Origin of the sequence: Streptomyces sp. NBC_01260 (assembly GCF_036226405.1) — a bacterium.
Classification (GTDB): domain Bacteria; phylum Actinomycetota; class Actinomycetes; order Streptomycetales; family Streptomycetaceae; genus Streptomyces; species Streptomyces laculatispora.
This window is the reverse complement of record NZ_CP108464.1, coordinates 1,443,896-1,469,317: the sequence shown is the minus strand read 5'-3', so window position 1 is coordinate 1,469,317 and position 25,422 is coordinate 1,443,896. Positions and strand designations below refer to the sequence as shown.

The 25,422-nt window shown below is 71.1% G+C and carries 22 protein-coding genes and 5 pseudogenes; 12 read left to right on the top strand and 15 right to left on the bottom strand.

Translation table 11 applies throughout. The features are described 5' to 3' along the window. Positions 1-15: 15 nt before the first annotated feature. Together OG322_RS06450 and OG322_RS06445 are read right to left on the bottom strand one after the other, a co-directional pair. Positions 16-2,469 carry a GTPase-associated protein 1-related protein gene (locus OG322_RS06450; RefSeq protein WP_123463235.1) on the bottom strand — a complete coding sequence of 818 codons (2,454 nt, stop codon included), beginning with the start codon at positions 2,467-2,469 and terminating at the stop codon, positions 16-18. A gap of 186 nt (positions 2,470-2,655) precedes the next feature. After that, a complete protein-coding gene (locus OG322_RS06445) occupies positions 2,656-3,159 on the bottom strand; it encodes an NUDIX hydrolase (RefSeq protein ID WP_124285485.1) in 504 nt (167 codons plus the stop codon). An 82-nt stretch (positions 3,160-3,241) separates the two neighbouring features. Between OG322_RS06445 and OG322_RS06440 the strand changes: the two genes are divergently transcribed. Continuing rightward, complete coding sequence (locus OG322_RS06440) at positions 3,242-3,796, top strand: hypothetical protein (protein WP_123463239.1); 555 nt, start codon at positions 3,242-3,244, stop codon at positions 3,794-3,796. Here the strand turns inward: OG322_RS06440 and OG322_RS06435 are convergent. Continuing rightward, positions 3,787-4,032, bottom strand: a complete 246-nt coding sequence (locus OG322_RS06435; RefSeq protein WP_123463241.1) for a DUF397 domain-containing protein — start codon at positions 4,030-4,032, stop codon at positions 3,787-3,789. The two genes, OG322_RS06440 and OG322_RS06435, sit on opposite strands and share 10 nt — an antisense overlap. Then, positions 4,029-4,844 carry a helix-turn-helix domain-containing protein gene (locus tag OG322_RS06430; RefSeq protein WP_123463243.1) on the bottom strand — a complete coding sequence of 272 codons (816 nt, stop codon included), beginning with the start codon at positions 4,842-4,844 and terminating at the stop codon, positions 4,029-4,031. Before OG322_RS06430 ends, OG322_RS06435 begins: the two co-directional genes overlap by 4 nt. Before the next feature lie 153 nt (positions 4,845-4,997). Between OG322_RS06430 and OG322_RS06425 the strand changes: the two genes are divergently transcribed. Continuing rightward, positions 4,998-5,459, top strand: a complete 462-nt coding sequence (locus OG322_RS06425) for an ATP-binding protein (RefSeq protein ID WP_124285486.1) — start codon at positions 4,998-5,000, stop codon at positions 5,457-5,459. Positions 5,460-5,480: 21 nt separating this feature from the next. On the opposite strand, the gene OG322_RS06420 is transcribed toward OG322_RS06425, so the two are convergent. After that, complete coding sequence (locus OG322_RS06420; protein WP_124285487.1) at positions 5,481-6,101, bottom strand: L-threonylcarbamoyladenylate synthase; 621 nt, start codon at positions 6,099-6,101, stop codon at positions 5,481-5,483. 505 nt (positions 6,102-6,606) lie between these two features. Here OG322_RS06420 and OG322_RS06415 point away from each other — a divergent pair. Together OG322_RS06415 and OG322_RS06410 are read left to right on the top strand one after the other, a co-directional pair. Next, entirely contained in the window at positions 6,607-7,167 is a 561-nt protein-coding gene (locus OG322_RS06415) for an RICIN domain-containing protein (protein WP_329306171.1), read from the top strand. 560 nt (positions 7,168-7,727) lie between these two features. Further along, positions 7,728-8,180 carry a MarR family winged helix-turn-helix transcriptional regulator gene (locus OG322_RS06410; RefSeq protein WP_123463250.1) on the top strand — a complete coding sequence of 151 codons (453 nt, stop codon included), beginning with the start codon at positions 7,728-7,730 and terminating at the stop codon, positions 8,178-8,180. Positions 8,181-8,352: 172 nt separating this feature from the next. On the opposite strand, the pseudogene OG322_RS06405 reads toward OG322_RS06410, so the two are convergent. The 3 genes and pseudogenes from OG322_RS06405 to OG322_RS06395 form a co-directional block, all read right to left on the bottom strand. Beyond that, positions 8,353-8,731: pseudogene (locus OG322_RS06405) on the bottom strand (transposase); the annotation flags it as partial. 25 nt (positions 8,732-8,756) lie between these two features. Continuing rightward, positions 8,757-9,490, bottom strand: a pseudogene (locus OG322_RS06400) (transposase); the annotation flags it as partial. Between the two features lie 2 nt (positions 9,491-9,492). After that, positions 9,493-10,239 carry a hypothetical protein gene (locus OG322_RS06395; RefSeq protein ID WP_124285489.1) on the bottom strand — a complete coding sequence of 249 codons (747 nt, stop codon included), beginning with the start codon at positions 10,237-10,239 and terminating at the stop codon, positions 9,493-9,495. Positions 10,240-10,413: 174 nt separating this feature from the next. Between OG322_RS06395 and OG322_RS06390 the strand changes: the two are divergent. Next, positions 10,414-11,505 (top strand): annotated as a pseudogene (locus OG322_RS06390) (transposase); the annotation flags it as partial. A gap of 186 nt (positions 11,506-11,691) precedes the next feature. Here the strand turns inward: OG322_RS06390 and OG322_RS06385 are convergent. Then, positions 11,692-12,240, bottom strand: a pseudogene (locus OG322_RS06385) (transposase); the annotation flags it as partial. Between the two features lie 790 nt (positions 12,241-13,030). Between OG322_RS06385 and OG322_RS06380 the strand changes: the two are divergent. Beyond that, positions 13,031-13,477 carry a hypothetical protein gene (locus OG322_RS06380; protein WP_329306170.1) on the top strand — a complete coding sequence of 149 codons (447 nt, stop codon included), beginning with the start codon at positions 13,031-13,033 and terminating at the stop codon, positions 13,475-13,477. Between the two features lie 43 nt (positions 13,478-13,520). Continuing rightward, positions 13,521-14,330, top strand: coding sequence for a hypothetical protein (locus OG322_RS06375; RefSeq protein WP_123463283.1), 810 nt, complete (start codon positions 13,521-13,523; stop codon positions 14,328-14,330). Between the two features lie 95 nt (positions 14,331-14,425). Here OG322_RS06375 and OG322_RS06370 read toward each other — a convergent pair whose 3' ends face one another. The 3 genes from OG322_RS06370 to OG322_RS06360 are packed head-to-tail and all read right to left on the bottom strand — an operon-like array spanning position 14,426 to position 16,016. Continuing rightward, positions 14,426-14,896, bottom strand: coding sequence for a hypothetical protein (locus tag OG322_RS06370; RefSeq protein ID WP_241200268.1), 471 nt, complete (start codon positions 14,894-14,896; stop codon positions 14,426-14,428). Between the two features lie 42 nt (positions 14,897-14,938). After that, on the bottom strand, positions 14,939-15,385 hold the full coding sequence (locus tag OG322_RS06365) for a cupredoxin domain-containing protein (RefSeq protein WP_329306169.1): 447 nt from the start codon (positions 15,383-15,385) through the stop codon (positions 14,939-14,941). 37 nt (positions 15,386-15,422) lie between these two features. Further along, positions 15,423-16,016, bottom strand: coding sequence for a COG4315 family predicted lipoprotein (locus OG322_RS06360; protein ID WP_329306168.1), 594 nt, complete (start codon positions 16,014-16,016; stop codon positions 15,423-15,425). A 394-nt stretch (positions 16,017-16,410) separates the two neighbouring features. Here OG322_RS06360 and OG322_RS06355 point away from each other — a divergent pair, with 394 nt between their 5' ends. Next, on the top strand, positions 16,411-17,196 hold the full coding sequence (locus OG322_RS06355; protein WP_329306167.1) for an alpha/beta fold hydrolase: 786 nt from the start codon (positions 16,411-16,413) through the stop codon (positions 17,194-17,196). A gap of 50 nt (positions 17,197-17,246) precedes the next feature. Here the strand turns inward: OG322_RS06355 and OG322_RS41510 are convergent. Next, positions 17,247-17,657 (bottom strand): annotated as a pseudogene (locus tag OG322_RS41510) (hypothetical protein); the annotation flags it as partial. An 82-nt stretch (positions 17,658-17,739) separates the two neighbouring features. Between OG322_RS41510 and tdh the strand changes: the two are divergent. From tdh to OG322_RS06335, 4 genes are all read left to right on the top strand, one after another. Continuing rightward, positions 17,740-18,768, top strand: coding sequence for an L-threonine 3-dehydrogenase (gene tdh, locus OG322_RS06350; RefSeq protein ID WP_123463289.1), 1,029 nt, complete (start codon positions 17,740-17,742; stop codon positions 18,766-18,768). 51 nt (positions 18,769-18,819) lie between these two features. Continuing rightward, entirely contained in the window at positions 18,820-20,013 is a 1,194-nt protein-coding gene (locus OG322_RS06345) for a glycine C-acetyltransferase (protein WP_123463292.1), read from the top strand. Positions 20,014-20,068: 55 nt separating this feature from the next. After that, positions 20,069-20,995: a LysR family transcriptional regulator gene (locus tag OG322_RS06340; protein ID WP_266410761.1), complete on the top strand. Its 927-nt coding sequence runs from the start codon at positions 20,069-20,071 to the stop codon at positions 20,993-20,995. Between the two features lie 142 nt (positions 20,996-21,137). Next, complete coding sequence (locus OG322_RS06335; protein WP_123463296.1) at positions 21,138-21,728, top strand: cysteine hydrolase family protein; 591 nt, start codon at positions 21,138-21,140, stop codon at positions 21,726-21,728. 320 nt (positions 21,729-22,048) lie between these two features. On the opposite strand, the gene OG322_RS06330 is transcribed toward OG322_RS06335, so the two are convergent. Both OG322_RS06330 and OG322_RS06325 read right to left on the bottom strand, forming a co-directional pair. Continuing rightward, positions 22,049-24,664 carry an ABC transporter permease gene (locus OG322_RS06330; RefSeq protein WP_329306166.1) on the bottom strand — a complete coding sequence of 872 codons (2,616 nt, stop codon included), beginning with the start codon at positions 24,662-24,664 and terminating at the stop codon, positions 22,049-22,051. Next, positions 24,661-25,371: an ABC transporter ATP-binding protein gene (locus tag OG322_RS06325; RefSeq protein WP_241200269.1), complete on the bottom strand. Its 711-nt coding sequence runs from the start codon at positions 25,369-25,371 to the stop codon at positions 24,661-24,663. The genes OG322_RS06330 and OG322_RS06325 overlap by 4 nt, the downstream gene beginning before the upstream one ends. Between the last annotated feature and the right edge of the window lie 51 nt (positions 25,372-25,422).

Genomic DNA, 25,422 nt, shown 5'->3' with positions numbered 1-25,422 from the left:
CGGCCGGCTGCCGGTTCAGCCCCGCCGGACGCGGCCCGCGAGCCGCCTGCCCAGCCGGCCCAGGGTGCCCTGGCTCCGGCGGTTCCAGTCGCGGAAGGCCTCCGCCCGGCCGCTGCTCCCCGAGCGCCCGACGGCCTCCTCCACGGCCGCCACCCCGTCGGCGGACAGCGCGCGCACCGCGGGGCGCAGCACCTCCTCCAGCAGGGCGGCGGTGGTCCTGCTCCACTCGGTCCCCGCGTGCGGGTGGGCCGTCCACACGGCGAAGCAGCCGGCCGCGTAGCCGGGTTCGGCCGTCAGCCGGGCCCGGACGTCGGGGCCGTGCGCGGCCCGGTCGTACGCGGCGATGAGATCCGCGTCGCCGCTGTGCGCGAGGGCGTACAGCTCGGCCTCCGGCCCGTCCGGGGCGAGCAGCCGCCCGGCCAGGGCGCCGAACGCGTGGCCGAGCACCCCCGGCTCCACCGGCTCGGCGCCCGGCCGCAGCGCGCGGACCCGCTCGGCCCAGTCCGGCTCCGCCGACCCCGACCGCAGCTCGCGGGCGAACTCCAGCAGGAGCAGGGCCCCGCGCGCCCGGCCCACGATCTCCTGCGGGAAGCCGCGCAGCAGGTCGTGGGCGAGCTCGGGCGCCTCCTCGTCGTCGGCGGGAGCGTTCAGCGCCGCGGCGACCAGGTGCGACCAGGTGCCGGCCGTCCGGTGCGCGTCCGATGTCGCGGCGTCCAGCAGCAGCCGGGCCTCGCCCACCGTCGGAGCATCCTCCTCCCACACCAGGCCGACCGCCGTCCGCAGCACCAGCGGCTCCGCGAACGGCGACATCCCGGCGGCCCGCAGCACCCGGTGCATCGCGCCCACCCGGTCGGCGCCGCAGCCCGCCTTGATCTCGGGCGCCTCCGCGCACATCCGCAGGTGCGGCAGCAGCTGCGTTCCGGTGAACGGCAGGGCCACCCGGCCCAGCAGCCGCTCCGCCCCGGCGGGGTTCTCCGGCGAGATCCGGTCCAGTGCGCCGAGCAGCGCCGTACGGACGTCGAACTGCTCGTCCATCAGCTCCAGCAGCGCGGGCGCCCAGCCCGGTGCGTCCTGCGCGTCCGCGAGGAGGGCGGGCGCCAGCCGCCGTACGACGCCGGGCAGCAGCTCCGCGCAGTCCACGCCGAGCAGCCGGGCCACCCGCAGCAACTGCACGGTCCGGGCCACGTCCAGCCCGGTCCCCGTGCCGCTCAGCTCGGTCAGGATCTCCGGGCCGAGCTGAGCGGCGACGACCGCGCCCTGCGAACCGCTGAACGCCGTGCGGCCGGGCAGCTCCACGGAGCCGTTCCCGCCGCGTACCGCTTCGGTGACCAGCATCGCGGCCAGCGGGGCGGTGGTCGTCGCGGGGGAGCGGCCGTCCAGCGCGGCGAACAGCCGTCCCGCGGCATCGAACTCGGCCCCGGTGCGGTCGTCGACCCCGGGCGCGGTCAGCGCGTCGACCAGTTGCCGGGTGCGCTTCGCGTCCAGCGCGTAGGGCCGCTCGGCGGCCCAGCCGGCGGCGGCGGCCCGCTCGTTCGGCCCCAGCGCGATGCCCGCGCACAGGGCCGTCACCGCCACCGGCCCGGCGGCGAACGGCTCCCCGGGCAGCTCGGCCGCCTCCCGGAACAGCTCCGGCGTACGGCTCCGCCAGATCCGGGCCGCGGTCTCGGCCCAGGCGTCGTCCACCGCCCCTTCCGGGCGCGGACCGGTGCAGGTGTGCACCCGGAACCCGGAACCGGACAGCTCGTGCGCGTCCTGCGACAGCACGCCGACGATGTGCTGCGGGGCGCGGTGCGGGTGGCGGGTGTACGTGGTGAAGGTCAGCCGCTCGGAGCACTCCGGTGGCAGGACGGCCGCGGCCAGCGCGATCCACCGGGCCACATCCGCGCTCTGCCGTTCGACGAGCACGACCCTGGAGGGCTCGGCCGTCTCGCTCAGCCGGCGCAGATCGGCCAGGACGCCCGCGAGCCAGGGGCCGCGGGAGACCGCGAAGTCGTTGAGCCCCTCACGTTCACCCGTGCGGCCGATGGCGGCGGTGAGCGCGGTGACCGGGTCGACCGCCGGTATCCGGTCCGGTGTCGCGGCGGCCCAGCGCGCCGACCGGCAGGCGGTGATCGGGAGCATCCCGCCCGGCAGTTGGGTGCCGGCGGGGAGATGGACCGCATGGGCGTGGAAGCGCAGGGAGGACAGCTGTGCGGTGCGGACCGGCACGGTCCGGGACAGCAGATGGCTGCCGTCGGACAGCACACTGAAGCTGAACGATTCGGGCAGCGCGCGCAGCGCGTTGTCGGTGACCTGCCGAGGGGTGCCGGCCGGCGGCTCGTACGCCAGGAGCGGACCGGCCTCGGTCAGCGCCGACGCGGGTATCGCCGCGTCAACTGCGCTGAAACGGGCGGGTATCGCCGCGTCCTCGCTGCTTTCCGGACCGTCCCCGTACGTTGCGGAGGTGTAGTGCAACTGCGCGAGGCTCATGCGTTGGCTCTCTTCGTCCCTGCCATGAATGTCCCCTGCCACCCACACCCGCCGTCCCGTGGTGGCAGCGCCGCCCCGGAAGAGCGACGACCCCGGCGGGGAGAGTTCCGCAGTCGCTGGGGCGACGCTATCAAGGACCCGCGTGCCCTTGCGGCGCGAAGCCCGAGCGGGGGCGGTGAGGGGGCGTCACCTTCCCGCTCGGTGGTCCCGAAGCGCCCGTGCGATCAGGTCGTGGATCAGGAACTCCCCGGGGCCGCGGTTCTCCCTGAGGCGGTCGAGGCCGTCAAGGGTGAACCAGTCGTAGGCGGAGTGCTTGGACCATTCCAGGACGGGGCTGCTCAAGTCGCCTTCGACCTCGACGAGATAGTCCGCCTCGTGACGCGGGCCCGCTCCGTCGTTGCCCGTCCACGTGCTGGTGCCGAGAAACCGCCGCACATGGCGCAGCCGCCAGCCGGTCTCCTCCTCGACCTCCCGGGCCAGCGCGTCCAGAAGCGGTTCACCGGCCTCGACATGGCCGCCCACGATGTCCCACGTGTCGGGAAAGAGACGGCGGTCGGGGCTTCGCTTCTGCGCGAATGCCGCGCCGTCCTCGTTGAGGATGACCGCGCCGACGGTCCACAGCGTGCCGGGGAGGGGAGCGGGCACCTCGACGCCGCCGCTGACGGTGAACGAGCCTTTGTCTGTTGGCATAACCGCCAGCCTGGGAAGTCGTGCCCCGCGCGACCAGTATTCGCCCTTGTGGCCGACGACGCGCCCTCGCCAGAGTGTGGGAATGATCCTTCCCTTCACCCACGACGGTGAGCCTGGCAGCGTGACCGTGGACCTCGAACAGGTGGATGATCCGCTGACGATCGGCAAGCACCCCGCCACGCAGGGCTTCCCGTGCTGCACTTCTGCCGTGACCTATCCCGGCAGGGGATATCGGGCCATGTTCGGCTGGGTCCAGTTCGTCCGGTCGACGGACAACAGCAGTGGCGGCGCCGACTTCGACATGGACCCGTTCATCCTGTTCGAGGACGCGCCCTCCCCGTACGCCTTCTTCGGCTACCGCCCCACCCTGTTCGACGCCCCGTCACGGGCCGAACGCCGGCCTATGGCCTGGCTCGCGCACAGCTTCCTGGCGCACACGCCACTGGACCGCGAACAGCGGTACGTGATGCCGCTGACCGGCTTCTCCTGGGGCTTCGACGTCGATGCAGCGGGAGACATCACCGTCCGGCCGGCGGCGGCCCTGACCGCCGCCGACTGGGACGAGCACCTGCCGTACCTGGGCACCACCCACCCGGCCTGGGAGTTCGACAAATGGCGGGCGGGCGCTCAGCCCTGAACCGCGTACGTGACGAAGTGGGTCCAGGTGGTGGGGGCGAGGGCGAGTTGGGGGCCCTCCTCGACCTTGGAGTCCCGGATGTGGACGGTGGTGGGGCAGGTGGCGACCTCTACACAGTCGTCCCCGGAGCCGCTGCTGTAGCTCGACTTGTGCCAGGACAGGGCGACTTCGACGCAGGAGTCGCCGTCGCCGCCGCTGTAGCTGCTCTTGAACCAGGACAGTTCTGTGGTGCTCATATCGCTCCTCGCATCCGCCGCAACAGGCTCAAGGAGTCCTCCAAGGAGAGAGCCTGCGAACGCATCCTGGCATATCGCATTTGGAGCATGCTCACGACTTTGGGATCGGAGATGAACTGACCGCTCTCCTGCCCCTCGCAGTAGCCGAACCAGCGGTTCTCGGGGGTCTCCAGAAGCCTCATGGGGCCGCCCAACCCAGCATGGTGCTCCCGCATCACTGGCATGATCTGAATCTCGATGTTCCGGAGCGAGACGAGCTCCAAAAGGTGTTCGACCATCCCGACGGTGACGTCCACGCCACCGGTCCTGCGCAGCAACAGATGTTCTTCGAGGATGAAGCTGTACGCGGTGTTGGGCCGCTGCCGCAACAACTCCTGGCGTTCCAGTCGCGCCGCCAACTGGGTCTCGATCTGCTCGTCGCCCAGCGGCGGCAACTGCTCGGCGAACAGCGCCCGAGCGTACGCCTCCGTCTGCAACAGGCCAGGGATCAATCGGCATTCGTACGTCTGGAGGGTGATCGCGTCCTGCTCCAGCTGCGCCCACTGGCGGAACCAGCTCGCCAGCCCGCGCCGCCGCGACAGATGCTTGGCCGCCGCGCGCACGACCCCCATGCCGTCGAGGGCCACCTCCGACCGTTCCACGAAGGCGGGCGGCGGGAAGCGGCGGCCCTGCTCGATCGAGGCGACCATCGTCACCGAGTACTGCACCAAGGGCGCAAACTCCTCCTGGGTGAGTCCGGCCCGTTTGCGTAAGACCTTGACCACCTCGCCGAAGGCCTTGAGGCTGTCCGAGGGCTCGGGCTCGTCGGTCATGTGCGGTCACCTTTCGCGCGCTGTTCCCCGTCCACAACGAGCCCATGGTCACGCATAGTTATCGGCGCTGTCCACTCTCCGTGCTCGTACGCTGACCCAGCGTACGAGTGGCGTAGCTGGTCGCAGGGGCCGAGCCCGGCAAGGCTGACGTGCATGGAAGCATCCATCACCCCCCACCGGCCGCGCATCGAGAGGCTGTTCGTGCAGCGGTTCAGCTCCACACCCCGAGGGGCGCGGCTCGCCCGCAGGCTTGCCGTTCACCAACTGCACGTCTGGGGCATCCCGTACCGCTCGGACGTGTCCGACACCGCCGCACTGTTGGTGGCCGAACTGGCGGCCAACGCGGCGACGCACGGCCGCGTACCCGGACGGGACTTCGAGCTGCTGCTGGGGATGGCCGCCAGATGTCCGGAGACGCTCGGCACGCTCCGGATCGAGGTCACCGACACCCGGGGCGAGTGTCGTCCGCCGGGCCCCGGGAGGGTCGTGAAACCGCCGCCCGGGGCCGGCGGCGGGTACGGGCTGGTGCTCGTCGAGGCGCTGGCGGACCGGTGGGCGGTGCTGGAGCGCGTACCGGGGAAGACGGTCGGCGTGGAACTGGACCTGTTGTACTGAACCCGGCCCCGCCCCGCCCGGTTACTCGAAGCGGGAGGTGTCGCCCGCTCCCCGGCGCACGATCTCCAGCTCGCCGCTGGAGAAGTCGATGACGGTGGTCGGCTCCGTGCCGCAGTCGCCGGAGTCGACCACGACGTCCACCTCGTGGTCGAGCCGCTCCTTGATCTCCCAGCCCTGGGTCATCGGCTCCTCCTCGTCGGGCAGGAGCAGGGTGCTGGACAGCAGTGGCTCGCCGAGTTCGGCCAACAGGGCCTGGACGACGGCGTGGTCGGGGATGCGGACACCGACGGTCTTTTTCTTCGGGTGCAGCAGTTGGCGCGGCACCTCCTTCGTCGCCGGAAGGATGAAGGTGTACTGGCCGGGCGTCGCCGCCTTCACCGCGCGGAACACGTCGTTGTCGATGTGCACGAACTGCCCGAGCTGGGCGAAGTTCTGGCACATGAGCGTGAAGTGATGGCGATCGTCGAGGTTGCGGATCGCGCGGATGCGGGAGATGCCGTCACGGCTGCCGAGCTGACACCCCAGCGCGTAACAGGAGTCCGTCGGGTACGCGACGAGCGCGCCGGAGCGGATGCTGTCAGCCACGTTGCTGATGGTGCGCCGCTGGGGGTTTTCGGGGTGTACATCGAAATACTTCGCCATTCGGCGAGTCTACGGCTTGTCCCGCGAATGATCTCTGAACTGGTGGGGGCGTGGTCGGTGCCCGCCGCGAGCGGTGCCCGGTCCTCCGGCGGAAGGGACCAGGGGCGGCCCTCGCGAACCAGGTCTGCCCCTTCGCCGCTCGATCCACGGCAAACATGGCGCCACCGGGGTGGCTCTGACCAGGACGAACCAGGCCGTCGTCATCGCCCCCCACAGCGAGGGTCAGGATGACGGAGCCGATGACGGCCAGGGCTCCGTGCCGGGACCGACCCTGGCGCTCGCCCGGCGCGGCTGCGATCAGACTGATCTTCAGCGGCGGGCCTTGGCAAACCTCTGCCGGCGGAGATGCCGGTGGCGACCGCGGGCGCGCGGAGTCACTTCAGGCGCTCCGACTGCTTCGGGCGCCCTCTGTGCCCCAGCCCCCCGCATCGCTACGTTCAGTCGCGAGCTGACTACGTACAGAAACAATTCCGTTTTTGGTGCGTCAGCGGAACCGGAGCAAAGTATGAAGCTTCACCAGAAATGGGCTGTCGGCGCGGGTGCTCTCGCATGCACCGCGACACTCGTGTCCAGCACGGCCGTTACGGCGGCAGCCGATGACGGGCGCCCCGCGACGCGGTCGATCGTCGCCCAGCAGTTCACCCTCAGGCTCGCCGCCGACCCGGGGCAGGTCGCCAACGTCCGGGGAGCGGCAACGGGCAACGGTGTCCCGGTCATCCAGTACCCCTGGTCCGGCACGACCAACGAACGCTGGGAAGCGGACGCGGCTCTGGGCGGCTACTACCGATTCAAGTCCGTCGGCAGCGGCAAGTGCCTCAACGTCAACGGAGGCGGAAGTGCCAACGGCACCCAGGTCATCCAGTACACCTGCGGAAGCGCCGACAACGAACTGTGGAAGTTCGTGCCCAAGGGCATCGGCTACCAGGTCGTCGTCAAGTCCAGCGGCAAGTGCCTCAACGTCAACGGGGGTGTCGGCGTCGGGAACAACCTGATTCAGTACGACTGCACCTCCCAGGGGGTGGCCAATGACGTCTGGCTGCCCGTCTGGGAGCCCGACAGCATCTGAATCCCCGGCAGGACGACAGAAGCGGGCCGGCTTTCACCCTGCGGGTGACGGGCCCAGCCGTTTCGAGACAGCACCTCCGCGGCCGTCCGCGACGGAATGGCGCGGGCGGCCGTTCGCGGGGGTGGTGAGGAACATCGGGCAGGGGTGGAGTCGCGCAGCCGAGCCGCTGGTTGGCCCAGGCGGCCTCGGCCACGAGGCCGCCTGGGCTGACGGTGACGCTCTCGCCTTGCGGGCCCTCTCCCGGTGCCGGCGGACCGTGGTGTCGTGCAGGCGGGCACATGGCGTGCGGTCATCTCTCCGGAGGAGTGGGCGAGCAGGATGCGTATGGGTTGTGATCTCGGCCTCGGTCTCCTCGTCTACCAGGCCAGGGCCTCGGCGCCTGGTGACCCTGGTCCTGATGCGGATGGCGGGGTACGCCACGCAATCGATGTGCAGCATGCATGAGGAGTGCCTCATGCACACGAAGTGCAGCATGCATATGGTCCGTGGTATATCTGTACAGAGAGGTGGCCTTCCCGGCAGGGAGGCAGGCCCGCACCCGCAGTCGAAGGAAGCCTCGCGTGGACATGCCCGTGGACCGGATCGAGTTCGAGACCATGCTTCTCGGCCGCCATATGAATCTGCTCGCCTCCAGGGGCGGCGGCCGGCTGGACCGGAGTGCCTACATCCTCCTCAGCCGCATTCAGGTCGAGGGCCCGATGTCCATCGGTGATCTGCGCGACGCCTTCGGTCTGGACGCCTCCACGCTGAACCGGCAGACCGCCGCCATGCTGCGGGCCGGTGTTGTCGAGCGCATTCCCGACCCGGAGGGCGGCATCGCCCGGAAGTTCGTCATCACGGAGGAGGGCGGGCAGCGCCTGGACCAGGACCGGTCGGAGAACCTGGAGGGCCTCGGCTCGCTGCTGGCCGACTGGACCCCCGAGGAGGCGACCCAGCTCGCGGACAATCTCGCCCGGCTCAACCGCGATATCGAACGCCTCGACGGGCGGCCCTGGCCGCGGGACAAGCCTTAGCCTCGATCGTTCATGAGCCCTCGTCGGTGTGCCGACGGGGGTTCTGTGTTTGCGGGGTGCGGTCTTTTCGGGGCTGGGGCAGGTTGATGGCCCGGTTGTCGCGTCGGGTCGGCGCCGGGTTCCACTTTCCCGGTGTGGTGGTGCGGATCGTTGGGGCGGTCGGTGTGGCTGGTCAGCCGGGGCTCGGCAAGGCATTGAGCCGGTCGATTGCCCGGGGGGACTTCGTCGGTCCAGGGTCATCGTGTGGTGAAGCGGACCTGGCGGCGGCCGGTGGTGACCAGCTGGGTGGCGGCGGAGAACAGTCGCAGGCGGAGCTTCTTGGGTTCCCAGCGGCGCTTTTCTGTGGTCAGGGCGGGCATCGGCATCCAGGCGAGGAGGTCGAGTGCGATCTGGACGATCTCCAGCCAGATCCGGTTCTGTGCGGTGTCGTGCAGGGGCAGGTTGCGCAGGCCGGTGTCGCGGGCGTTGCGGATGCGGTCCTCGCAGCGGGCCCGGCGGCGGTGGCGCAGTTCAAGGTCGGCGAGCTGGCCGCCTTTGGCGTTGGTCGCGAAGCAGACACCTCAGGCGGATAACTCGTCAAGCCGCGGCGGCAAGTTCGGTTGCACAGGCGGCGTGTTCATCGAATGGCGTGCGGTGTTGGAGGCAGTGGTAGAGCTGTCCGATCATGCGGTTGAAGAGGTTGCGTTGGGTGGTGGCGTGCCAGTCTCCGTGGTCGTCGCGGCGCCTGCGGTAGTGGGTTTTGGCGCCGGGTGAGGCGGTGATGGCGGCGAAGGCCCAGAGGTATCCGGCGTGGTTGAGGCGGTCGTTCTTGACCCATCTGCGGGTGATGCTGGACTTCTTGCCGGAAGCCCTGGTGATGGGCGAGGCGCCGGCGTATGCCTTCAGGCCGCGGGCGTCGGCGAACCGTTTGCGTCGTCTCCGATCTCGGCGAGCACCCGGGCACCGAGTTTGGTGCCGAGGCCGGGGAAGCTGAGGAGGATCTCAGCGTCCGGGTGCTGAGGGAACGTCTCCTCCACCGCCTCGGCGAGGTCGTCGGCGGTTGTGCATGCGGCTTCGAGCTGGACCAGGATGGCGAGCATCTGCTTGCCGAGCGCGGCTTCGACCAGCGGCGGCTGGTGGGCCCAGTCGGCGCGGAAGACCTCTCGAAGACGCTCGGCCTCGGCCTCGGCCTTGATGCCGCGCTGGCGGCCGGCCCGCTTGAGCGCGGCCTGCAACTGGGCGGGGGTCAGTCGTGGGCGTCCGTCCGGTGCCCACGCAGCCCACACCACTCGAACAGTCCGCTTGGCTACCCGTGCCGCCGGACCGTTCTTAACTAGAACGGCAGTGCCAGCAACCCAATCAGCCAGAGAACCGCCGGGATACTGAAGACGACGCCCCAGAAACCGATCAACATGAACGCGGCCAAGGCGACCCCCAGCCACGCCACGCGGGTCGGCACGAGCACACGCGAGGAGTCCTGTGGGTCGTATCGAATTTCCTCCCGGTGCCCTCGCACTTGCCCGTTCACCGTGACCTTCCGGCCGTCGAGCGTGCGGAAGTGGACGATGTAGCTACTGGTGCTGTCGCGGTGCGGGTCGGACTCGAACCTTGCCCGTACGGTGATGCCTCGCCGCCACATCACCCACCGCTTGTCCAGTTCGGCCATGCTCACCCATGCGCGCAGCGAGGCGACGCCCAGCGGCAGCAACAGCCAGGCGACGGGGCCCAGGGGGCGGGGCTCCACCGGCAACAACACGGCCAGGGGGAATCCCAGAACCATGTACCAGAGGGCACGCCGCCACCACGGGCTGCCATGCCGCACCCGATTACGTAGATCAGCCAGCACCCGCAGGGGCCATACGCTCACCAACTGCCGCTGGACTGGCCGCCGGCTCCCCGAGGGGGCCGCGTCGCTCACGATCGCGGCAATCTCGCGACCGAGCGCAGCAACCACCGCCTCATTGCGATGCTGGACTGTCATGTCCGCGTCGGTCGACGACTCCTCGAACAGAACCACGGCCAGCGTCTGCCCCGTCACCTTGACCTCCCGGATCTGCGCTCCCGGCACGGTGACGGTCATACGCCCCCGTCTCCAGTGCAGCGCACCCCGCTCCACCTTTGATCTTCAACCTCGGGGTCCGAACGGCTCGTCGTACTTGATCACTCGGACTGGTAACTGCCGTACACACGGGCGGCCTTCGTGCTGAGCATGTGATCCGACCAAGGAACACACAACGCTCAGCACGCCGTGGGGATGAGTCTGTCGCATCATGCTGTCGGGCAGGATCCGTTTGCGGAACTGTCACGCTTCCGGGGTGAGTTCTACTCCTGTCTGACCAAGCGTGCGGATGCGTTGTTCGAACTCGCGGACGCGGTGTTGTGCGCGGATGGTCCGGTCCGGTCGCTGGTGGAACTGTCGCTGGTGGGTGAACACCGTCGCGGGCATGGCGGGCTCTACGACGCCCTGTCCGCGGGCCGGGTCGACGTCGCCCGGCTGCGACGGGGCCTGGCCACGGTGCCGCTGCCACGGGCGGCGGACGGCCGGCTGGTCCTGGCCGCCGACCTGACCTGCTGGCTGCGGCCCAGTGCCCACACCTCACCGCAGCGGATTCTGTGCCACACCTACGGGCGGGGCAGGGACCAGCACATTCCCGTGCCCGGCTGGCCCTACTCGGTGATCTGCGCGCTGGAGACAGGCCGCAGTTCCTGGACCGCACCGCTGGACGCACTGCGTCTGGCACCGGGAGATGACGCCGCCACCGTCACTGCCGGGCAGATGCGCGATCTCGTCGAGCGGCTGATCGATGCCGGGCAGTGGAAGGACGGCGATCCGGAGATCCTGATCGTGGTGGATGCCGGCTACGACGTGCCCCGTCTGGCCTTCCTGCTCAAGGATCTACCGGTGCAGGTGCTGGGCCGGATGCGTTCGGACCGTGTCCTGCGACGGTCGGTCCCGCCCCGCGAGCCCGGTGTCCGGGGTCGGCCGCCCCGCCATGGCGGCGAGTTCGTATTCGGTGACCCGTCCACCTGGAACACTCCCGACGCGCAGACGGTGACCGCAACCCGCCTCTATGGCACCGCCGTCGCCCGGGCCTGGGACCGGCTCCACCCGAGACTGACCCATCGCTCGGCCTGGACCGCTCAGCTGGGTGCTTTGCCGGTTATCGAGGGCACGGTGATCCGTTTGCAGGTCGAGCACCTGCCCAGCGGGGCAACACCGAAGCCGGTCTGGCTGTGGTGGTCAGGGCTCGACGCCACTGAGGCGGAAGTCGATCTGCTCTGGCAGGCATTCCTGCGGCGCTTCGATATCGAGCACACCTTCCGGCTGTTCAAACAGACCCTGGGCTGTGTTAGACGAGTCATTCCGAATACTGACGGTGTGCCCGGGAACGCAGGCAGGGCGTCCAAGAACGTTGTGTGATGAACAACCTGGACGCCCTGCTGACCGCACTGTACGTGAAGATCGACGACGAGATCGGTGGTATCCGATAGCTTGGCCGACCGCCTCAGCTGACATGCCTTCGCCGGTGTTGGCCAGGAAGCACAGCAGCGGGTGGAAGCCGAAGCCGCCCTTGTAGGTGGGGGCGGCCTGGTCTTTCTCGGAGTGGCAGGTGATCAGCGTGGCGTCGATGTCCAGGACCAGACCGGGCACTTCGCGTCCTGCAACGCGGACTGCGGGTATGCCTTCACCGTGCTGAGCGGCCTGCAGCCAGGCGGCTTCCCGGGCTTGGGCACGGGCCGAGCGCAGAGAAGAAAGTGCCTTCTCATCGGTGTCGGCGAGCAGCCGCCAGGCCGTCGGTGTCGAGGCGACCGAACCGAACACCTCTGCATGGTCTCGCAGTACGGCCAGATCCGCGATGGCCTCACCGCCATCGGCGAGCATCACCGCCAGATCGGTGGCGATCCGGCCCGGATCATGCCCGGTCCCGCGCGGCCGAAACGGCCTGAGCGCGGTCGAGTACGCGGCAGTCAGCCCGGTGGCATCAGCGAGATCCGTCAGCAACCGTGCACCGGCATGCCCGACCACCCCCGAACCATCGGCACTGACCTGAACCTTGGGACGCAACCCGATAGCCCGCACGTAGAAAGTGCCCTCCGCCTGGACCGACAGAACCCCTCAGCAAGGTTCATCGTCCCAGGTCAGGAAGGCACTTTCGTGTTTCCGCCCCAGAGTCAGATCCGCATGACGACACCACGAGTTAAATCTCAGTAACCCCGCGCACCGGGCTGGGCAGCCACGTAACGGCTATTCGCAGCCTCGCTGTCAGCTGGCACGTCCAGCACGTTCGCAGCCGCTATGGCGAGCGTTCCGAGGGGGTGTATCGGGCGTGATCAATCTGCGCGTTTCGTCCTGGTCGAGCGGGCGGGGCCGGTAGTCCGTAGTGCATGACACGGGAACAACCGACTGACCTGGAGTGGGAGTACGTCGAGCCGTACCTGCCGATCGGCGAGTACGGCCCGTATCCTGCACGACTGCGGAAGCAGTTCGAGGGTGTGGTCTGGAAGTTCCGCATCAACAGCAAGACCAACCACGCCGGCACCAGCCGCATATCCCGTGTCCAGGATTTGGAGTCAGGGTCCGGATCCGGGTCGCCCCCAACTGGCCGGCAACCCTGCGAAAAGTAACCGAATCACCATCAATTATGTGATTGCATCGCAGCGCGGTCCCCCCATAGCGTGATGTGCGCGCGGACGGCACCCCTCTTGCCGACCGCCCACGGGCAACGGGGATCACCGGGATGTTCCCGGGACCGGCGTGATGCCACACGCCCGCGCTTGACCGGCGCCGGTACGGCATGGATGCGTCAGCCCCGCCCACCGTCGGCACAGCCCGCGCACCCGGCATCATGACCAGCGGAGGACACCACACCATGCGCATGCGCACCTTCTTAACGGCGACGGCTCTGACCGCCGCGTTGCTCGGCGGCTCCGTCGCCCCCGCGACGGCCGCGCCGCCCGCCGCGAAAGGCCCCGGCGTCTTCGTCACCAACGGCGATCGCGTGCACATCTCCAGCACCCCACCGCGCACGGCGTCGGCCCACGCCTGGTGGACCCACGTCAGTGGCCCCGGCACCAAGGCCAAGGTCACCATCTGGCTGCAGATGAAGTCCGGCAAGAAGTGGCACTCGGTCGCCGGGAACGCGAAGAGCCTCAAGTCCGGCAACGGCGGCAGCGCCCGTCGGGTCGTCGCGCGCAAGAAGTGCGCGAACCGCAGCACGCGCCAGTGGCGCACCAAGATCGACGTCGATCTGATCGGCGTGGCCGACTCGCCGGAGAAGGTCTACACGAAGCCGGTCACGGTCAAGTGCGGCGTCTGATTGCCTGGTTCCCATTCCACCCGCTTGATCCAGGAGTACGACCATGACGGATACCGGTCCGGACGCCACCCTCATCGTGGGACTTCACGGGGTACTGGACCGGCATCCCTGGATCGACCGGGTGAGCGCTGAGTTCGACCTCGAAGAGGACGTCTTCAGCCTCGCCGTGAAGCGGGCGTCCGCCTACGCCTGGAGCTCCACCGTTCTTACGGACAAGCCCGCCGACAACCTCTGGGACCACAATGACGCCGACGGCGACTGGACGCAGGACGGGCAGGTCCGGCAACTGGCCTGGCTGCAGTCGTCGCTTCCCCGGCCCGTGAACACTCCGGGGAAGAGGCAGCGCGCCCGCCGCCTCCCGGTCCTGCCCGTCATCACGGTCCTCTCGGACGCGCTGCGCCGCGTCGGCACCGTCCGCCTCACCGGCGCGCACGCGCTCGTGCCGCTGCATCGCGCCGGGGACGCCCGCATCGAACTCGCCGAAGTGGCGGACTGGTTCGCCCTCGCTGACCCGTCCGGTGCGGATTCGCTGACGGTCACCGTGTCCGCCCTGCCATCGGCGAACCTCGGCGCGCGGGCCGCCGAGATCCGCGACGCAGCGCTTGAACGCACCTACCAGCACATGGCGGTTGAGCCCCTCAAGCCCGCCGGCACGATGACCGCGGGGCTGGCGCTTCCCCTCGCCGGAGTGGTGCAGGCCGAGGGCCTGCGCCGGGCGCTCGCCTTCCGCTGCGACGTGCGCGAGTGGTCGACGGACGTGGCCGCGTGGACGACGGAGGTGTTCGCGGACTCGATCCGGGCGGTGACGGGGCTCTCGGGCCTGATCCTCATCACGGTCTCCTCGGATGTCTGAAATCCGTGGGTACTGGCAGACGGCTGGTCAGTCTCGACCTCTCCGGCCGTCAGGTCATGCCGCGAAGTGCTGCTGATGCACCCGGGGCCGGGTGCTCAGTGCAGACGGCCGTCGCGGGTCCGGGGCTCCGGTCGGAAGAGCAGCAGATACACCGTGGCGACCATCGCGACCGCCTGGGCCACGAGGGTGACCCTTTTCTCGCCGAACCAGAACGGCTCGTACATGTTCGGGAACGGGCCCCAGGCGCCGATGTCCGCGTACCGGTAGATCAGCAGGAGCGCGAGCCCGCCGGTCGCGACGGACCAGGCGAAGAGGTCGGACGGCCACCGCCGCCAGACCAGGACGAGGAGCGCGGCCAGCGCGGCCATGCCCGCCTCGATCCGGAACAGCGTGCCCTGGCCGATGTCGGCCGTGACGGCGTCGTACCGCCCGGCCAGGTGCGCGTGCACATAGGCGGCCACGGCGAGTCCGGCCGCGGCGAGTACCCGGGCCGCGCCGCGAAGGAAGCGGCCGGCGCCGTCCTCGTGCGCGGGGGCGGCAGGCGTGGTGGGGACTTCTGAGGACATTGCGGCTCCGTTCGCGCCGGTGGCCGGGACGGCGGCCGGGGCTCACTTGACGGTGAGGGTGCCCGTCATGAAGGGATGGATCGTGCAGTCGTACGGGTAGCCGCCGGCCTTCGACGGAGCGGTGAAGGTGGCCGACTTGCCCGCCGCGATGTCGCCGGTGTCGAAGACCTTGCCCTTGGTCGCCGTCATCGTGTGCGTGGTGGTGTCGTCGTTGGTCACGGTGATCGTGGCGCCGGGCGCGACCGTCACATCGGCGGGCCGGAACGTGAAGTCCTTGATGCTCACCTTCACCTGGCCGGCGGCGGGCGGCCGGGAGGACGCGGGCGACGCGGGCGACGACGAGGGCGACGAGGGAGGTGTGGCGGGGGCCGACGCGCTGCCGCCGCCCCCGCCGCCACTGTCCGAACAGCCCGCGAGGGCCGTGAGGGAGAGGGCGAGGGCGGCGGCCGCGGCGAACCGCGCCCGGCCGGTACGGAGCGAGAGCGGCATGGCGTCTCCGGGGGTGCGTGGGCCGGACCGGCCGGGATCAGTAACCGGTGCCGGTGCCGCTGCTGCTACTCGTCGGCGTGGTGGTGGTGACCTGCTCGCCCTTGGCGTTGATGACGTACCACTTGGCACCGAAGGCGTCGACGCCCTGGCCCTTCGCGTCGCCGGCCTTCTTGTCCTGGTCGAAGCGGTACAGCGGGTGGCCGTTGTAGGTCACCTGCTTCTTGCCGTCGCTGCGGGTGGTCGTCTTCAGCAGCTTCGGGTCGACACCGCTGCCCGCCGTCGGCGTCTTCGTGTCGAGCAGCGGCGGCCATGCCTTGGCGCAGGAGGCGGTGCACAGGGACGTGTTCTTGGTGTCCTTGTCGAACACGTAGAGCGTCATGTTCTTCTCGTTCACCAGCGTCTTGCCGTGCGTGCCCTTCTTGACGGAGACCGTCGGGGCAGGGGACGTGGACGCGCCGGGGGACGTGGATGCGGCGGCGGGCACGTCGACCTGGCGGCCGCTGTTCTGACTGCTAGTGTCCGTACCGCTGGAGCTGCCGCTGTCGGATCCGCCGCCGGAACACCCGGCTGCCGCGCCGGCCATCAGCAGTGCGGAGGCCAGCACTGCGGCCGTCCTGGTCTGGCGATTCATCGGGGCTCCTCGGTCATCCGGCCGCCCGCACGGGCGGCGATCGCCCGCACGAGCGGGCCGTCGGACCCAGTGGACAGCAGGCCCCGGGGGCCGGCCATCGGGACGGGGCTGTTCAGGTGTGCCGGTCGGCCGCCGGTTCCCGCAGGCGTCACCCGATCGGCCGCTTCACCCGATCGGCGGACCGGTACCCGCTGTGCGCCACAGCCGGAAGGATCGGCAAGTGCCGTGCACGGTAAGCGTTTTGATGGTGCAACAGTTTCGCCGACCGCTGCCCCGGACGGACCCGCGATCATAGGATCGAGGTGGTCTTCGGGGAGACGGGGTGGCTGATCGTGGCGTGCGGCGGGCCTGTCGGTGTCCGCCGTCCGCAGCCGTCCGACGAGAGGTGCGCCAGGTGACCGAACCGGAGCTTTCCGCAGGCGTGTTGGAGCTTTCCGCGGGCGTCGTGGAGTACGAGGACACCGGTGGCGACGGCCCGGTCCTGGTCCTGCTGCACGGCGTGGCCATGGACGGCTCTCTCTGGCGCCATGTGGTCGCGGATCTGCGCGCCGGCCACCGCTGCATCGTCCCCACGCTGCCGCTCGGCGGTCACCGCCGTCCGATGCGGCCCGACGCCGACCTGTCGGTCCTCGGCGTCGCACGGCTGGTCGCGGAGTTCCTGGAAGCGCTCGACCTGACCGATGTCACCCTGGTGATGAACGACTGGGGCGGGGCACAGGCCCTGGTGGCGGACGGCCGGGACCAGCGGATCGGGAAGCTCGTCATCACCTCCTGCGAGGCCTTCGACAACTTCCCGCCCGGCCTGCCCGGCAACAACCTGCACACCTCCGCCAGGCTGCCGGGCGGCCTGAGGACGGCCTTCACGCTGCTCAGGCTGAAGCCGATGCGGCGGCTGCCGATGACCTGGGGCCGGATGACCAGGAGGCCGGTGCCGGGCGAGGTGATGGACGGCTGGTTCCGGCCGCTGTGGACCTCCAAGGAGATCCGCCGGGACCTCAGGAAGTACGTCCTGGGCGTTCCGCCGAAGGACGAACTCCTGCGTTGGGCGGAGGCGTTGCGCACCCTCGACCGTCCCGCGCCGGTCGCCTGGGCGGCCGAGGACAGGGCCATGCCGCCGGAGCACGGCCGCCGGCCGGCCGAGCTGCTGCCCAGGAGGGGTGAGGCGCCGGCGACGACGTAGTAGGTGTGGATGCCGGCGACCGTCAGGTCGTGGGTCGTGCGCATGTGCACGAAGTGCGAGACGGACAGGACGGGCAGCACCCGGCCGGAGACCGACCGCAGCGCGTCGCCGGGCCTGATGGTCCCCGCGTTCACCCATTGCCGCTGAACGGGCAGCCAGAAGGGGTGCGCGTCGGTCGCCGTGATCACGGCGGGCTTGCCGCCCGAGCCCCGCACCCGTACCCCCGCGAGGGCGGCATGTCCGCCGGATGGCGCAAGCAGCCCGCCCGGCGAGGGAACCGGATTCCGGCGGCCCGGCGCCTGGCCGGCGGCCCGCACACACGACGGGCGTGAAGCGGAGCTGCGGCGGCGCTTAAGAAAACCTCGATGGACCTGGGGCGCGCGGTACGGCAGATTTGTCCGCGACGGCGCAGGATGGTGCGCGGCAGCCGGTCGATGCGCGCTGCCACGCCGTCCCCTCATTCCTCCCCGGGCCGCAGGCTTCCTCTGGCATGCCCCCGGCTCGGGGAGATCAACGCCGTACCAGGTACAGGGAGCCGCAGCCGTGAAGGCACTCGTGAAGCAGAAGGCCGAGCCGGGACTCTGGCTGATGGACGTTCCCGAGCCGGAGACCGGTCCCTCGGACGTACTCATCAAGGTGCTCCGTACCGGCATCTGCGGTACCGACCTGCACATCCGCAACTACGACGGCTGGGCACAGCAGGCGATCAGCACCCCGCTCGTCCTCGGCCACGAGTTCGTCGGCGAGGTCGCCTCGATCGGGTCCGACGTCGTGGACATCGCCGTCGGCGACCTGGTCAGCGGCGAGGGCCACCTGGTGTGCGGCAAGTGCCGCAACTGCCTGGCCGGCCGCCGCCACCTCTGCCGCTCCACGGTGGGGCTCGGCGTCGGCCGCGACGGGGCGTTCGCCGAGTACGTGGCGCTGCCCGCGTCCAACGTGTGGGTGCACCGGGTCCCCGTCGACCTGGACATCGCCGCGATCTTCGACCCGTTCGGCAACGCCGTGCACACCGCGCTGTCGTTCCCGCTGGTCGGCGAGGACGTACTGATCACCGGCGCCGGCCCGATCGGCATCATGGCCGCGGCCGTCGCCAGGCACGCCGGGGCCCGCAACGTCGTCATCACCGACGTCAGCGAGGCCCGCCTGGAACTCGCCCGCAAGGTCGGTGTCAGCCTCGCCCTCAACGTCGGCGAGCAGACCATCGCCGACGGGCAGCGGGAGCTCGGACTGCGCGAGGGCTTCGACATCGGCCTGGAGATGTCCGGCCGCCCCGAGGCGATGCGCGACATGATCGCGAACATGACGCACGGCGGCCGCATCGCGATGCTCGGACTGCCGTCCGAGGAGTTCGCCGTCGACTGGTCCCGGATCGTCACCTCCATGATCACGGTCAAGGGCATCTACGGCCGGGAGATGTACGAGACCTGGTACGCCATGTCCGTCCTGCTGGAGGGTGGCCTCGACCTCGCCCCCGTGATCACCGGCCGCTACGGCTACCGCGACTTCGAGGCGGCCTTCGACGACGCGGCGAGCGGACTCGGCGGCAAGGTCATCCTCGACTGGACCGTCTGACCTCCTACCGCCCCGTCCGGCCGCTTCCGTACCCAGCTGGGAGACACCTTCATGTTCGACTCCGTACGCGACGACATGCGCACCACCCTCGAAGAGATCGAGGCCGCCGGGCTGCACAAGCCCGAGCGCGTGATCGGCACCCCGCAGTCCGCGACCGTCGCCGTCACCGCGGGGGGCCGCCCCGGTGAGGTGCTCAACTTCTGCGCCAACAACTACCTGGGCCTCGCCGACCACCCCGAGGTGATCTCCGCCGCGCACCAGGCGCTGGACCGCTGGGGCTACGGCATGGCCTCGGTCCGCTTCATCTGCGGCACCCAGGAGGTCCACAAGGAGCTGGAGCAGCGGCTCTCCTCCTTCCTGGGCCAGGAGGACACGATCCTCTACTCCTCCTGCTTCGACGCCAACGGCGGTGTCTTCGAGACCGTCCTGGGCCCGGACGACGCGGTCATCTCCGACGCCCTCAACCACGCCTCGATCATCGACGGCATCCGCCTCTGCAAGGCCAAGCGCTTCCGCTACGCCAACCGCGACATGGCCGACCTGGAGCAGCAGCTCAAGGAGGCGTCCGGGGCCCGGCGCCGCCTCGTCGTCACCGACGGCGTCTTCTCCATGGACGGGTACGTCGCACCGCTGCGCGAGATCTGCGACCTGGCCGAGCGCTACGACGCCATGGTCATGGTCGACGACTCGCACGCCGTCGGCTTCGTCGGCCCCGGCGGGCGCGGCACGCCCGAGCTGCACGACGTGATGGACCGCGTCGACATCATCACGGGCACGCTCGGGAAGGCGCTGGGCGGCGCGTCCGGCGGTTACGTGGCCGCCCGCGCCGAGATCGTCGCGCTGCTGCGCCAGCGCTCGCGCCCGTACCTCTTCTCCAACTCGCTCGCCCCGGTCATCGCGGCGGCCTCACTGAAGGTCATCGACCTGCTGGAGTCCGCCGGCGACCTGCGCGAGCAGCTCAACGCCAACACCGCGCTCTTCCGTACCCGGATGACCGAGGAAGGCTTCGACGTCCTGCCCGGCGACCACGCCATCGCCCCCGTGATGATCGGGGACGCGGCGAAGGCAGGCCGGATGGCGGAGCTGCTCCTGGAGCGCGGTGTGTACGTCATCGGGTTCTCGTACCCGGTCGTCCCGCAGGGCGCGGCCCGTATCCGCGTCCAGCTGTCCGCCGCGCACTCCACGGCGGACGTCAACCGTGCGGTCGACGCGTTCGTCGACGCGCGGGCGGCCCTGGGGGAGTAGGCCCCGTCGCGCAGGGCGTCCCGGACACCCTGCGCGACCTGGGACAATAGGGCACATGATCGATGCACGGCGGCTGCGCATTCTGCGTGCGGTGGCGGATCACCGCACGGTGACCGCCGCGGCCGCCGCGCTGTACCTGACCCCCTCCGCCGTCTCCCAGCAGCTGGCCGCGCTGGAGCAGGAGACCGGGCACCGGCTGGTCGAGCGCAACGCGCGAGGGGCCAGGCTCACGGCCGCCGGGGAGATCCTGCTGACCCACACCAACGCGGTGCTGGCCCAGCTGGAGCGGGCGGAGGCGGAGCTCGCCGCCTACGGCGCGGGTGACGCCGGTACGGTCACGGTCGCCGCGTTCGCCACCGGCATCGGCCTGGTCCTCGCCCCCGCGATCGCCGCCCTCAGCGCGTCCGCACCCGGCATCCGCGTCCGGGTCCAGGACGCGGAGGGCGACGCGAGCGTCCCGATGGTGCTGGACCGCCAGGTCGATGTGGCCGTCGCCGTCGAGTACCGGGGCGCACCGGGGGAGGACGACCGCCGGCTGACCCGGGTGCCGCTGTACTCGGAGCCGTTCGACGCGGTGCTCCCGGTGGCGCACCGGCTGGCGGACCAGGAGCAGGTGGCGGTCGCCGATCTGGCGAAGGACACCTGGATCGGCCCCTATCCGGGCAACCCGTGCCATGACGTGGTGGTCCTGGCCTGCCAGTACGCGGGCTTCGAGCCCAGTCTCGAACACTCCTCGGACGACTTCCACGCGGTGGTCGCACTGGCCGGCGCGGATGCCGGAGTCGCCCTGGTCCCGAGATCCGCGCTGCGCGGGATGGCCCTGACGGGTGTGGTGGTCCGCCCGGTGCACGGCAGCGCCCCGACCCGCCGGGTGTTCGCGGCGGTACGCCATGGGGCGGAGGCGCATCCGCTGATCGCCCCGGTGCTGGACGCACTGGCGGGGGCGGCGGGACGCGTGGGTCTCGGGCGCGGGACGGGCTGAGGCGCCGGCTGAGGAGCCCCGGGGTCTCGATGCGGATCTCCGGGATCTCAGAAATCTCCGGAATCTCGGGAATCGCCGCCCCGGCCCGGCCGATCGGCCAGACTTGCTCCTGCTCCTCCCGGTGACGAAAAGGACAGCAGGCATGGCGAACAGCGCGCTCTTGGTGATGGACGTCCAGCGGGACATCGTGGACATCGCCGACGACGGCTCCGGATATCTGCCGCGCCTGAGCAGGGCGATCGACGGTGCCCGTGCGGCGGGCATCCCCGTGATCTACGTGGCCATCGCCTTGCGGCCGGACGATCCGGGAGTCAGCCCCCGCAACCGGGTGATCACGAACGCCGTGCGGGACGGTCTGTTCGCCGAGGGTGCCGCCGGTACCGAGATCCATCACGATGTCGCTCCTCGCGAGGGCGACATCGTGGTCACCAAGAGGCGGGGGAGCGCGTTCTCCGGCAGCGACCTCGACCTGGTGCTCAGGGCTCGTGACATCGACAGCCTCGTTGTCACCGGCATCGCCACCAGCGGTGTGGTGCTGTCCACGCTGTGCCAGGCCGTCGACCTGGACCTCGGCCTCACCGTCCTGGTGGACGCCTGCCTCGACACCGACCCCGAGCTGCACCGGGTCCTCACCGAAAGGCTGTTCCCGCGGTGGGGCGACGTGATCCCCGTCGAGGACTGGCTCCGAGCCGTCGCACCGCGCAAGGCGGTGTCTTCGAACAATCGTGGATGACCGGTCCCGGCACCGGTCGTCATGTGTGCGACCTGGTCACCGTCCCCGCCGATCCGTTGGAGCGTCGGACCACCTGCGGTGAGCAGCCGAGGCGCCTGTTCAGGCACGCTCCCGCTCTTGACGACTCCGGCGAGCGGCACCACACCCGCGCTCTGCCGCACCCGATCCCGCTTGAGTCACTTCATGGACTGCCCCTGTTGACGCCTGCGGGCAGTATTCCACCCACGGATTCGGGCCCACCGGCCCCGAGCGCGGCAGAGCACGAGGCAGAGGTCCGAGACTGATTCAGGGGCTTCCGGCCCGCCTCGGCCCTGCCCGCCTCAGCCCGCCCCGGAGCCGCTCCGGCCCGCGCCGCCCCGTGTCCCCGGAAACAGCGTGCCCGCCGCCGCGGCCGCCGTCACGGTCAGCGCCAGCACGCCGTACTGGACCGGCGGCAGGTAGGGCAGCGAGCCCGCCGCGCTCAGCGCGAACGCCAGCAGCGGGACCGCGGCGACCAGGGTGCCGATGGTCAGGCCCGCCACCGTCACCAGGCCCGTCTCCAGGACCCGCATCCGCAGCAGTTGGCCGCGTCCCGCGCCGAGCAGCCGCAGCAGGCGGAACTCGGGGCGGCGGCCGACCGTGATCAGGGCCAGCGTGCTGACCACCGCCAGCAGCGCGAAGCCGCCGATCACACCGACCCCGATGACGATCAGGGCGTCGTCCTGGTCCGAGGACGAGGGACTGATCCGTACGTCGTCGGCCGTCGCGGCCCGGACCCGCACCCCTTCGTACGGCGCGAGCGCGGCCCGCAGGGCCGACAAGGCGTCGCCGTTCGCCGAACGGATCAGGATCTCCCGGTCGCGCGGCGCCGAGACATGCGCGGCCAGCGCCTCGCGGGGCAGCATGAACTCGCCCAGCCCCAGGGACCGTTCGTACACCGCCACCACCCGGAGCCGTACCCGCGTACCGTCCCCGAGACGCAGCGCCACCGTGTCGCCGACGCCCGCGCCGAGGTCGTCGGCCCGGTCCTTGCCGAGCGCCACCGTGTTCCGGCCGGTGAGATCGGCCGGATCGCCCGCCGTCACCCGCGGGTCGAGCGTGCCGGACAGCTGGTCCGCCGTGACGCCCAGCACCGGGTAGCGGTCCAGTTTCGGATCGCCGGTCTCGCGGTGGGCGAGCACGACGGCCGACCGCAGCAGGCCCGTCGCGGCGGACACCCCGCGCGCGCCGCGCACGGCCTCGGCCGCGTCCGACGGGATGCCGGCGGCGGGACCGGTCACCACCAGGTCCGCCCGCAGGGCGGCCGCGGCCTGGCGGTCGGCGGCCCGCTCCAGCGTCGTGGCCGCCGTCAGCTGTACGCAGACGAACGCGACGACCAGCACGATCGGCGTCAGCGCCGCACCGAGGCGCCGGTTGTGCGCGGCGGCGGACCGGGCGGCCAGGAATCCGCTGACCCCGCCCGCCCGCCGGGCCGGCGCGCCGAGGACCCGCATGGAGATCCGCGCGATCCACGGACCGAGCAGCGCCACCGCGATGATCAGCGAGGTCGCCGCCCCCGATGCGGCGAGCGCCGCGGCCTGGCCGCCCCGCGCGGTCGCCGCACCGGCCGAACCGAGCCCCCCGACCACCAGCAGCACCCCGAGGACCGTACGCAGCCGCCCCGGTTCGTCCGGCTCCGGCGCCCGTGCCGCGCTCAGGGCGGCGGCGGGCCGCAGCCGGGTGATGGAGCGGGCCGCGAGCAGCGCCACCGGCCGGGCCGCGAGCGTGATGACCAGCGCGCCCGCCGCGCCCGCCGCGAGCGGCAGCCACACCGGGGCCGGCAGCGGCAGCGGATCGGTGGTCAGCAGCGCCCGCATCAGCAGCCCCAGCGGCACGGACCCGACCGCGCCGAGTACCGCGGCGGTGCCCGCCACCCGGCCCGCCTCACGGCCGACCGCCGACCGGAGCTGCCGGGGAGTCGCCCCGACCGCCCGCAGCAGCGCCAGTTCACCGGACCGCTGGTGGACGGCCTGGGAGAGCGTGGTGGCGATCACGAGCAGGGCGACCATGACGACCGTCGCGGCGATCGACGCCAGCATCGCCAGCAGATCCCCGCGTGCGCCGAGCGCGTCGAGTTGCTCGGCCTCGCCCCGCTCCGCGCCGGTCAGCACCCGCACCCCGCGCTCACCTCCGCCGCGGCCTGCGACGGCTTCACCCAGTGAGGCCCGCAGCGCGTCCGCGGAGACACCCTGCTCGGCCACGACACCGATCGCGTCCACCGTGCCGGGGTGCCCGGCCAGTCGGGTGAGCCGCGGCTCGGTGAAGAAGACGGCGGGCGCGCCGCCGCGGTGCCCGGTGCCGGCCACCCCGCTGACGGTGTACCGCCGGGCCGCCCCGTCGACCTGGAGCGTCACCCGGCCACCGGGCCCGCCACTCGCGGCCGCCAGCGCGGAGTCCACGACCACCTCGGACGAGGACCTCGGCGCGCGCCCCTCCGTCAGCTCGTACGGAGTGAGCGCGGCGGACGGCCAGGAGCGCCCGACGGCCGAGGTGCCGTGTCCGGCCACCACCGGGACCGAGTCGTCCGCGACCGCCCGTGCCACCCCCTCGGCCGCTGCCGCCCGCGCCACCACCGAACGGTCCAGCCGTACCCGTTCCGGCAGGTGGGCGCTGACCGTGCGCGGTTCGCTGCCCCATGGCTTCGCCGTGTACGTGATCCGCTGATCGGCCACCACCACCGCGGCGGCCCCGGCATACCGCTCCACCGGCGGCCGCGCCAGCAGCAGCGAGCCGAGCACCAGGGCGAACGCCCCGAGCAGCGCCGCCGCGGCCGCCGTCGCCGCGAACACCGCGGTCCAGGCCCGCCGGTGGGTCCGCAGCGAACGCCGGGCCAGGAACGCCGAAGCCCGCCGCATCCCGCCCCGTACGTCCTCCCGGGCACCCGCGCGACTGGCGCGAAGCGTCTTCGTGTCACTCATCGCAGCCGGCCGCCGTCCATGGTCAGCACGGTGTCGGCCCAGCCGGCCGCCACCGGGTCATGGGTGACCATCACGACCGTGCGGCCGTCGAGCCGTACCGCGTCCCGCAACAGCCCCAGGACCAGTTCCGCCGACTCCGGGTCGAGGGAAGCGGTCGGCTCGTCCGCGAAGACCACATCGGGGTCGGTCACCAACGCCCGCGCCACCGCGACCCGTTGCTGCTCACCGCCCGACAGGGTCGCCGGTCCGCCGCCGCCCCGGCCGGACAGCCCGACCCGGTCCAGCAGCCGCCGCCCGCGGTCCAGGACGCGCACGGACCCGGGGTCGGCACCCGCCAGCACCAGCGGCAGTACGACGTTCTCCTCGATGCTGAGCGAGGGCACCAGGTTCAGGGCGTGCGACTGGAAGACGAAGCCGATCCGGTCCCGGCGCAGCCGGGTCAGCGCGGCCTCGGAGAGCCCGCCGAGATCGGTGCCGGCGATCCGTACCGTCCCCGACGACGGGCGGTCCAGGCCCGCCGCGCACTGCAGGAACGTGCTCTTGCCCGATCCCGAGGGACCGACCACGGCGGTGAAGCTCCCAGCCGGGACCGTGCAGCTCACCGAGTCCAGGGCGACCGCCTCCCGGCCGCTGCCGCGCCGCCCGTGGCGCCGGCTCACCGACTCCAGCTCCAGCGCCGCCGTGCGCACTGCCGTGACTGTGTCCACCCTGGTCCCCTCGCTTCTTCCGTACTTCCTGACCTGCGAAAACGCTATGAG

Excerpts from the sequence above, each read along its gene's own strand:
- OG322_RS06450 (WP_123463235.1), bottom strand. The coding sequence starts at position 2,469 with ATGAGCCTCGCGCAGTTGCACTACACCTCCGCAACGTACGGGGACGGT.
- OG322_RS06445 (WP_124285485.1), bottom strand. The coding sequence starts at position 3,159 with ATGCCAACAGACAAAGGCTCGTTCACCGTCAGCGGCGGCGTCGAGGTG.
- OG322_RS06440 (WP_123463239.1), top strand. The coding sequence starts at position 3,242 with ATGATCCTTCCCTTCACCCACGACGGTGAGCCTGGCAGCGTGACCGTG.
- OG322_RS06435 (WP_123463241.1), bottom strand. The coding sequence starts at position 4,032 with ATGAGCACCACAGAACTGTCCTGGTTCAAGAGCAGCTACAGCGGCGGC.
- OG322_RS06430 (WP_123463243.1), bottom strand. The coding sequence starts at position 4,844 with ATGACCGACGAGCCCGAGCCCTCGGACAGCCTCAAGGCCTTCGGCGAG.
- OG322_RS06425 (WP_124285486.1), top strand. The coding sequence starts at position 4,998 with ATGGAAGCATCCATCACCCCCCACCGGCCGCGCATCGAGAGGCTGTTC.
- OG322_RS06420 (WP_124285487.1), bottom strand. The coding sequence starts at position 6,101 with ATGGCGAAGTATTTCGATGTACACCCCGAAAACCCCCAGCGGCGCACC.
- OG322_RS06415 (WP_329306171.1), top strand. The coding sequence starts at position 6,607 with ATGAAGCTTCACCAGAAATGGGCTGTCGGCGCGGGTGCTCTCGCATGC.
- OG322_RS06395 (WP_124285489.1), bottom strand. The coding sequence starts at position 10,239 with ATGACCGTCACCGTGCCGGGAGCGCAGATCCGGGAGGTCAAGGTGACG.
- OG322_RS06380 (WP_329306170.1), top strand. The coding sequence starts at position 13,031 with ATGCGCATGCGCACCTTCTTAACGGCGACGGCTCTGACCGCCGCGTTG.
- OG322_RS06375 (WP_123463283.1), top strand. The coding sequence starts at position 13,521 with ATGACGGATACCGGTCCGGACGCCACCCTCATCGTGGGACTTCACGGG.
- OG322_RS06370 (WP_241200268.1), bottom strand. The coding sequence starts at position 14,896 with ATGTCCTCAGAAGTCCCCACCACGCCTGCCGCCCCCGCGCACGAGGAC.
- OG322_RS06365 (WP_329306169.1), bottom strand. The coding sequence starts at position 15,385 with ATGCCGCTCTCGCTCCGTACCGGCCGGGCGCGGTTCGCCGCGGCCGCC.
- OG322_RS06360 (WP_329306168.1), bottom strand. The coding sequence starts at position 16,016 with ATGAATCGCCAGACCAGGACGGCCGCAGTGCTGGCCTCCGCACTGCTG.
- OG322_RS06345 (WP_123463292.1), top strand. The coding sequence starts at position 18,820 with ATGTTCGACTCCGTACGCGACGACATGCGCACCACCCTCGAAGAGATC.
- OG322_RS06340 (WP_266410761.1), top strand. The coding sequence starts at position 20,069 with ATGATCGATGCACGGCGGCTGCGCATTCTGCGTGCGGTGGCGGATCAC.
- OG322_RS06335 (WP_123463296.1), top strand. The coding sequence starts at position 21,138 with ATGGCGAACAGCGCGCTCTTGGTGATGGACGTCCAGCGGGACATCGTG.
- OG322_RS06330 (WP_329306166.1), bottom strand. The coding sequence starts at position 24,664 with ATGAGTGACACGAAGACGCTTCGCGCCAGTCGCGCGGGTGCCCGGGAG.